4 protein-coding genes are annotated in these 8,479 nt (G+C 43.6%); 3 read left to right on the forward strand and 1 reads right to left on the reverse strand.

The genetic code is table 11. From position 1 onward, the window contains the following. Positions 1 to 248: 248 nt before the first annotated feature. Complete coding sequence (locus ACQRBN_RS17200) at positions 249 to 2,966, reverse strand: RNA dependent RNA polymerase (protein ID WP_427740318.1); 2,718 nt, start codon at positions 2,964 to 2,966, stop codon at positions 249 to 251. A gap of 430 nt (positions 2,967 to 3,396) precedes the next feature. Between ACQRBN_RS17200 and ACQRBN_RS17205 the strand changes: the two genes are divergently transcribed. From ACQRBN_RS17205 to ACQRBN_RS17215, 3 genes are all read left to right on the forward strand, one after another. Continuing rightward, a complete protein-coding gene (locus ACQRBN_RS17205; protein WP_427740319.1) occupies positions 3,397 to 4,737 on the forward strand; it encodes a putative DNA modification/repair radical SAM protein in 1,341 nt (446 codons plus the stop codon). After that, complete coding sequence (locus tag ACQRBN_RS17210) at positions 4,715 to 5,491, forward strand: TIGR03915 family putative DNA repair protein (protein WP_427740320.1); 777 nt, start codon at positions 4,715 to 4,717, stop codon at positions 5,489 to 5,491. The genes ACQRBN_RS17205 and ACQRBN_RS17210 overlap by 23 nt, the downstream gene beginning before the upstream one ends. 218 nt (positions 5,492 to 5,709) lie before the next feature. After that, positions 5,710 to 8,121, forward strand: coding sequence for an ATP-dependent DNA helicase (locus tag ACQRBN_RS17215; RefSeq protein WP_427740321.1), 2,412 nt, complete (start codon positions 5,710 to 5,712; stop codon positions 8,119 to 8,121). Positions 8,122 to 8,479 lie beyond the last annotated feature (358 nt).

Consider the following 8,479-nt stretch of genomic DNA (forward strand, 5'->3'; position numbering starts at 1 on the left):
GGTATTTCTGCAATAAGAATCCGCAGAAATACTGGCATATTCCGTACTTTTTGTTTAATTATCAGTGCGAGATATAAAATCTATTGGAAGTTAACATTGTTCCCTTGTAGGCAAATAAGTGTAAAAATGGAAAAAACCTTTATTTGCAAGGGCTTGTGGAGATTTTGTTCAGAACATATGTTCTTAGAAAAATGGTAAAACCTGTGTATTTTCAAGGGTTTCAGGAATTCTAAGAATAAAATTGGGGTCTACTGAATCTGTTTGCGGCGTTCGTAAGCACGGCGATTCTGTTCTCGTTTAAGCATTCTCTGGTGCTCCTTGCGGTGTCGTTCACAGCGGCAGGTTGCAGTATCTCTGGCATCAACCGCTATCTTGCAGCCGCAGTCAATACAGGTGATGATCTTGGTAGCTTTGGGTTTGTATCCCCGACAGTCGTCGCAGTATTTCTGATTTGGAGAAGATGGGAGGAAACGGAGTCCGCATTGCCTGCACTGAATGCTTCCGGCGGGAACATTCTTCTGGAGATTGGCGACAATCTGGTGTCCAAAACACTGCCAGAGGAGTTCCTTGTGTGGTGTTTTCTTCGTATATAGATGTCGAACCAGCATATCGCATACTTCGGATTCTGAATGGCCGCAGTCCAGAAGTTCTTTCCGTATGCTTTGTATTACATAATCAATGTTGTCTTTTTGCTCTGGTCCCAGGCGGAAATGATAATGGCGGTTTAGATGGTTGTATTTATCAATGACCTGCTGATCAATTTGGATGCGGGGCTTCTGCATCAGTTTGGTATAGGAGAATTTTCCAAAGTCTTTAACGGTTAGCCGGATAGGCTTGTAAGTAATCTTATTTTCTAATTTATCTATGAGACTTTGGCAGTTAGGTTCTGTCTGGTCGGCTGTCTTACCCTTTGCATATTGGAAGAAATGCGGAAGTTTTTTCTTCGTGTATGCCTGAATCAGATCATTGATGTGCGGAGGGCGTTTCGGCATATAGAGGGTCTTAGCCATGTCGATGCAGAAGTTGTTCTCCATGCATAGGAGTTTGATGACGTTTAGTGCTTCTTCTTTTTTAGAAGCAGTCGCATGTGACCAATCGGTATAATTGAAGACTTTGGCAATGCTATTGCTGTAATAACCGATATTACCGCCCGTGTAGGCTGCATTCAGTCCGCGATAGAGCGCATCGGAAGTGAGGGCAGTCGGCTGCGCTTTCTTCATATCGTAATAGAGTGGAACGATATGATCGTTCTGAATATTGCGTTCGGCAACCTTTACTAAAGTCTTGTCAGCGACTACCAATGCACGATCTCCATCAACATCGAATTGGAGGATCTTAGAGATTGGGTCATGAGTGCTGGTGTAGATGGCATTGGTGCGAAACCAATAGGTGGTTGTATCTGTGACGGTATTCCGGCGGATTGCGTGTTCCCGATATAAATGAGGACTTCGCAGACAGTCTAATTTCTCATTATGGGAGAACAGGCGACAGGAGACCTGACCGTTGCTTAGTAGTCCGGTCGGAACTGGATTGCCAAGGAAGAGATGCTCGCAAAAGGCATACAGGTCTGGCACCAGGAACGTGTATTTTCCATTAATCTCGAGTTTCCCGGCGCGGAATTCCCGTACCAGGCTCTTTTTGATCTCCCTTAGTCTGGCTCTGCAATATTCATCCTGCAGCATCTCTGGGTATAGTTCCAGTGCCTGTTGAAGCCAGGTCTTATTACTGTTACCTGGTACGACACCGAAGATACGAAGGATGGTCTGCTTATCAGAAGAGATTCTCTCCAGGGTGTTCTGCGAGCGGCGAACTAACTGATCGATCTCATCATCTGTAATGTCGGTTAGTGTCTGTAGCATCTGGTAGTTGATTGTTGCATCGGAGTAATGGTCTTCTTCCATATTGCAAATTCCGGCCTGACAGTTGTGCATCTTGAAAAATTGCTGGTATTCCTCCCAGGAATCATAATATTGATACATCTTGAACTGGCTTTTAGTCAGGATAATCTGTATGCGGTCTTGGATAATATCCCATTCTTTGCCGTAAATATCCTGAATGACAGGAGAGGCATCATGTTCTCTTATGAATCGGACGAAATCGAACGAGGCAAGCAATCCTTTCACCCAGGGGAGACGAACCATGAAGTTCTTCTTCGATAGACGAGGGAGTATCATGCCACATCCATCGGTGTGTGGAATGGGCACGTCCATGAACTTGCGCTCAACCTGGTATGTGTCATCATGGATAAAGTCCACTTCGCAATTAACCGAAGTTTCAAAATCCGGCACCACAATACAGCGTTGAATATCAAAATCCTCCCAGACTTCTGTGGCGGAGTTGGAGAGGGCAAGATAAGCCAGATATTTATTGACATTGATTCCTCCATGCTGGTTGATCGTGTCGATAGAAAGACCGCACATTAAGGTCTTTTCTATCCTCTGCCACAGAGATTCTTTGATAAAGACGGTTTTTTTAGTACGAATCTGTCCTGCGGAGGAAGTGAAGTAACGATATGCTTCACCTTGATAAGAAAAGCCGTTCTTAATCAACTGTTCGATGATGTCATAGAAGAAAGTCTGTACTACTATGATGGAAGTGGTAAGTTCTCCGGTCTTCATTCCAGCGGTTCTTGTCAGAGTGGATTCAAAGATAGAGATTATCCGTGAATCGGTCAGTTTTTCTTCTTGTAATGTACGTCTGACAGTGGAAGAAGCAGGGAATTCACTTGTTAGTTGTTGCTTATATTCCCGTATTTTCTGGTTGATATGGGTGGAAATCAGTTTTTTCTTTGCTAGTTTTTCACTACTCCAATCCTTAGTATCGGCAGAGTTTAGAAGATTCTTGTACCTGATATAATGTAGCATACGGTTGTGCAACTGCTGTTCGGTTTCTGTATAGAAACAACCGGTATCAAGGGAATAGATATGTATTTGGTTTTTTAGAGATGTATGGTTGTTGTCTATCATAGATATCCTTCTTTCATTCATAATTAGATGGGGAAATGTTGACCTTTGTACACCGACGCTATTGTTGTACAAGAATATGATTTAAGAAAATATGTGTATGAATATATAAGAATAATGATATACCGGTTCATATATTAATAAGTAGAAATAATATATGATAATCGGAATATCCAATTTTACAATTATAAAGTGGTTGTGATTAATATATCATCTGAAAAGATATATGTCAATAATAAAATTCCGATTAAACAATTATAGAAAAAACTTGACAACAAGAACATATGTTCTTATAATGAAAATAGCAGAACAGATGTTCTGGAATGGGGATTGAATTATTTGAGTCCAGAATGATATGGATATTGAAAGACTTTGTAAAGTGGTTAATGAAGAAAGGTCGTGAAAAATAACGACGGCGAAGGAGCGTAGTAATATGAGAATTCAGGAATCTATGACGCTGTATGAAAAACTGAATATCTTAACCGATGCGGCGAAGTATGATGTGGCATGTACCTCCAGTGGCACATCCCGTAAGAATGACGGAACCGGGATGGGAAGTTGCGAACAGTCTGGAATCTGCCATAGTTTTTCGGCGGATGGCAGGTGTATCTCGCTGTTGAAGATCTTGTTTACGAATGAATGTATCTATGACTGTAAGTATTGTGTGAATCGCAGGAGTAATGATGTAGTGCGGACGTCTTTTACGCCGGACGAAGTGTGTATGCTTACGATGGAGTTCTATCGTAGGAATTATATTGAAGGATTATTTTTAAGTTCAGGAATCCTTAAGAGCCCTGACTATACGATGGAATTGATCTATGCCACGTTGTACAAGTTGAGGAGAGAATGCAATTTTCAGGGATATATCCATGTGAAAGCAATTCCTGGGGCGAATCAGGAACTGATACAGAGAGTTGGATTCTTGGCGGATAGAATGAGTGTAAACCTTGAATTGCCAACAGCGGAGAGTCTGAAGATGCTGGCTCCGCATAAGACCAGGAAGAAGATACTCACACCTATGCGGCTGGTGCAGACCCGAATGACAGAGAATAAGCAGGAGATACAACTGTATCGGAATGCCCCGCGATTTGTTCCGGCCGGACAGAGTACCCAGATGATCATAGGGGCAACACCAGAGACGGATTATCAGATTATGCAGGTGGCGGAATCCTTGTATCAGAAGTTTGAATTGAAAAGGGTCTTCTACTCGGCATTCGTGCATGTGAATGAGGATTCGGCTCTTCCGGCAAAGACGGATGAGGGTCCTCCATTATTGAGAGAACATCGGCTATATCAGGCAGATTGGCTGCTCAGGTATTACCATTTTCAGGCGGGTGAACTTTTGTCAGAGGAGAATCCGAATTTTAATGTGTTGTTTGATCCCAAGTGCAATTGGGCGCTGAAGCATCTGGAACAGTTTCCGGTGGAGATTAACCGGGCAGACTATAAGATGCTGCTTCGGGTGCCGGGAATTGGGTATAAATCGGCGGTCAGGATTGTGAAAGCACGGAGGCTTGGGTCGCTGGATTTTCAAGATCTTAAGAAGATTGGCGTAGTTCTGAAGCGGGCACTGTACTTTATTACATGCAGTGGTAAGATGATGTATCCCACGAAGATAGAGGAAGATTATATTACAAGGAATCTTCTGGATTCGGGGGAAAAATTACCAAAAGAGATTACCAATATGGGATATCGGCAATTGTCGTTATTTGATGATGTGAGGTTTAGGGAGAATTTTTATGAGAGCAGTTATGAAAACCATATATGTATGTAGTGATACGGTTACAGGTATCTTTTCGGGGATTTATGATGCGTGGAAGGCCGGGATGACAGAAGAAGAGTGTGGGATTGCGTTAAAAGGAATGCTGGAGCAGCAGTTATTCTGCGATTATGTAGAAGTGGAGGAGACGGAGCATAAGGCGATTGCGGTTGAGGCATTGATTAAGAAGCATCTGGGAAGACAGGCGTATTGGGATATCTATCATGCAGTATTGTCTTCCGACAGGGAAAAAGGAGATGCGGTTCTTGGTACCATGCTGGCAGCGAAGACCTTGCCTGACAGTACGAAGATTATGGAGCATCTGAGTCACCCGAAGGTGGAGAAGGTATTCGAATTAAGCCGTAATGTAGGTGGAGAAGCACATGCTCTGAAGGGGTTTTTAAGATTCAGGGAATTGGAAAATGGGGTATTATATGCGCGGATTACGCCGAAGGCTCAAGTACTGACCTGTCTGGCTCCGCATTTTGCAGATCGATTGCCGCTGGAGAATTGGATGATACATGATAAGACCCATGACATGTTCGTAGTACATGAAGCGGGAAAAAAGTGGGTGTTGTTGTGGGATGAACTGTGGAATGATATGGATGGGAATCTTCAGTTTTCTGAAAAAGAGATGGAGTATGAAAGATTGTGGAAAGGATTCTGTCATACCATTGCTATTGAATCCAGAGAGAATCCCAGGTGTCAGTTACAGCATCTGCCGCTTCGATTCCGTCCGAATATGGTGGAATTCGACGAGAAAAGTTAGTAATAACTGAAATAGTCCGGAAAAAGAAGGGTGGCAGATATCAGATGAAGAGGAGGCAATAACAGAAAACATAGGGAAAATGTAGAAATACAAAGAAAGGCTGCGCCATGAAAAGTTTCTATGCTATAATAAAAAAGTGTCTGCATGAGTGAAACATGGTATCTAAGAATTCGGCAGATAAAAGGGTGGAGAAAAGAAATTATGGATATGGAGTAATGATGGATATGGAGCAGCCAGTTATCAGGATATCGGTGCGTAATCTTGTGGAGTTCATATTACGCAGCGGCGATATTGACAATCGAATAGCAGGAGCAGATAAGGATGCCATGCTGCTTGGCGGCAAGATCCATCGGAAGATTCAGAGAAAGATGGGGGCAGACTATCATGCGGAAGTTCCGTTAAAGTATGAGATTCCCTGCAAGGGCTTCACTCTATGCGTTGAAGGAAGGGCAGATGGAATCATCGACACACCTGCCGGAATCGTAATTGATGAGATTAAGGGGGTTCTTAAGGAACTGGATACCATAAAAGAACCTGTAGAAGTGCATCTGGCTCAGGCCAGATGTTACGCATACATTTATGCTTCTCAGAAGAAATTAGATGAGATTGGCGTACAGATGACATACTGCAATATGGAGACCGAGGAGATTAAAAGATTTCAAAGCGTATATCCCTATGAGGAACTGGATGTATGGTTCTGGGATTTGATAGGAAAGTATGAGAAATGGGCCAGATATCAGATTCGTTGGAAAGAAAAGAGGAATGCTTCGATTAAGAAAGTAGAGTTCCCGTTTGCTTACCGGGAGGGGCAGAAGGATCTGGTCGTCTCAGTATACCGGACGATGCTTCGCAAGAAGAAATTATTTATCCAGGCTCCAACAGGGGTTGGTAAGACGATAGCAACGGTATTCCCGGCCGTAAAAGCAGTAGGAGAGGGACTGGGAGATAAGATATTCTACCTTACCGCCAAGACTATTACCCGGACAGTGGCGTGGCAGGCATTTGATACGTTAAAAGAGCAGGCGCTTCGAATGAAAGTCATTGTTTTGACGGCGAAGGATAAGATATGTTTCTGTGAAGAGACGAACTGTAATCCGGATTATTGCCCTTATGCAAAAGGACATTATGACCGGGTGAATGATGCGGTCTATGAATTACTTACCACATCCGATGAGATGAGCCGGGAGATTCTGGAAGAGCAGGCGAGAAAGTGGAAGGTCTGCCCTCACGAGATGAGTCTGGATGTGTCAGAATGGGTAGATGCGGTCATCTGTGATTATAATTACGTATTTGATCCGAATGCACATCTGCGGCGTTTTTTTGGAGAGGGAAATAAGGGAGATTACCTGTTCTTGATTGATGAGGCGCATAATCTGGTAGAGCGTGGCAGAGAGATGTACAGCGCGGCTGTATATAAAGAAGATTTTTTAAAGATTAAAAGGCTGGTAAAATATATAGATGAAAAACTGGCCAGGAAACTGGAGGATTGTAATAAACAGTTGTTAGTTCTCAAAAGGGAGTGTGATGGCTGCAAGGTGTTGAACAGTGTATCTCACGTCTATCTGAAGTTTATGACGCTTATGGCGGAGATAGAGCGCTTCCTGGAAGAATGTAAGGATGAAGAGATACGCAAAGAAGTGCTGGAGTTATACTTTGATGTGCGGATGTTCGTGAATATCCATGACCGCTTGGATGAAAATTATATGATCTATTCGGAATTGGAAGGTGATGGAAGATTCAAACTGCGGTTGTTCTGTGTGAATCCGGCAAAGTGTCTGCAGGAATTCCTGGATAAGGGCAACAGCACGATCTTCTTCTCGGCGACACTGCTTCCGATGCACTATTATAAAAGATTGCTAAGTACGTCAAAAGAGGATTATGCAATCTATGCGGAGTCGTCTTTTGATATCCGGAAGCGGCGTCTTCTTCTTGGAACGGATGTAAGTACGAAGTATACCAGGCGTGGAGAAGAGATGTACAGGCGGTATGCAAGATATCTGATAGAGGTTGCACGTGCGAAGGTGGGGAATTATATCGCGTTTTTTCCTTCCTACCGATTCATGGAAGAAGTCTATGATATGTTTGTGGATTTACTGGGGGAAAGAGAAGAAAGAAGAACGGAAGATATAGAACATAAAGATGTAAGCCAGATACGGGGAACAGAGATTGAATATGTAATGCAATCCCAGTATATGTCAGAAGAGGCCAGAGAGATATTCCTGGAGAATTTTGAAGAAGTCAGAGAGCATAGTCTGATGGGCTTCTGTGTCATGGGCGGAATTTTCTCAGAAGGGATTGATCTGGCAGAAGATAAACTGATCGGGGCTGTTATTGTCGGTACAGGATTACCACAGGTATGCCGTGAGAGGGAACTTCTGAAAGAACATTTTGATGCACAGGGCTTACGGGGGTTCGACTATGCCTATCTCTATCCGGGGATGAACAAAGTACTCCAGTCTGCCGGCAGGGTCATCCGTACAGAGGAAGATAAAGGTGTAATACTCTTGCTGGATGAGCGCTTCCGGGATGGAAGATATCAGGAGACATTTCCACGTGAGTGGAAGGAGTATGGGATTTGTAATGTGGGAAATGTCAGGGGAATGGTAGGGGAGTTCTGGGGGCAGTGGTGACGTGAGGAGTGGAAATGGGAATTTAGTGGAGAAAGTGGATTCTTGGAAGTGTACGGTAAAGCAGAAGAAGATGGGTGGCTCTGAGACCGGGCGTTTCGTTAACAAGGTGTAAGCGTAAGAATCCCCGTAGATTGGCAACCGAGTACGCGAACTCCGAAATCTTGATGATTTCGCAGTTCGGGCACTCTTTCGTCTTTGATGTGAAGTCAAAGCCTCATGCCAATCTACGGGGATTCTCACGCTAACGCCTTGTAACACTCACTTAACGCCCTCAGAGCCACCCATCTTCTTCTGCTTCACCTGACATCTCCGAAATCTCAAGACTTTCTCCATGGGAGGATTCCGGCAGGGTGCGTGT

This window comes from Bariatricus sp. SGI.154 (genome assembly GCF_050313795.1).
Lineage (GTDB): Bacteria > Bacillota > Clostridia > Lachnospirales > Lachnospiraceae > CAMBRQ01.

Bases quoted from the DNA above. Each gene is read 5' to 3' on its own strand.
- ACQRBN_RS17200 (WP_427740318.1), bottom strand. From the start codon at position 2,966: ATGATAGACAACAACCATACATCTCTAAAAAACCAAATACATATCTAT.
- ACQRBN_RS17215 (WP_427740321.1), top strand. From the start codon at position 5,710: ATGGATATGGAGCAGCCAGTTATCAGGATATCGGTGCGTAATCTTGTG.
- ACQRBN_RS17205 (WP_427740319.1), top strand. From the start codon at position 3,397: ATGAGAATTCAGGAATCTATGACGCTGTATGAAAAACTGAATATCTTA.
- ACQRBN_RS17210 (WP_427740320.1), top strand. From the start codon at position 4,715: ATGAAAACCATATATGTATGTAGTGATACGGTTACAGGTATCTTTTCG.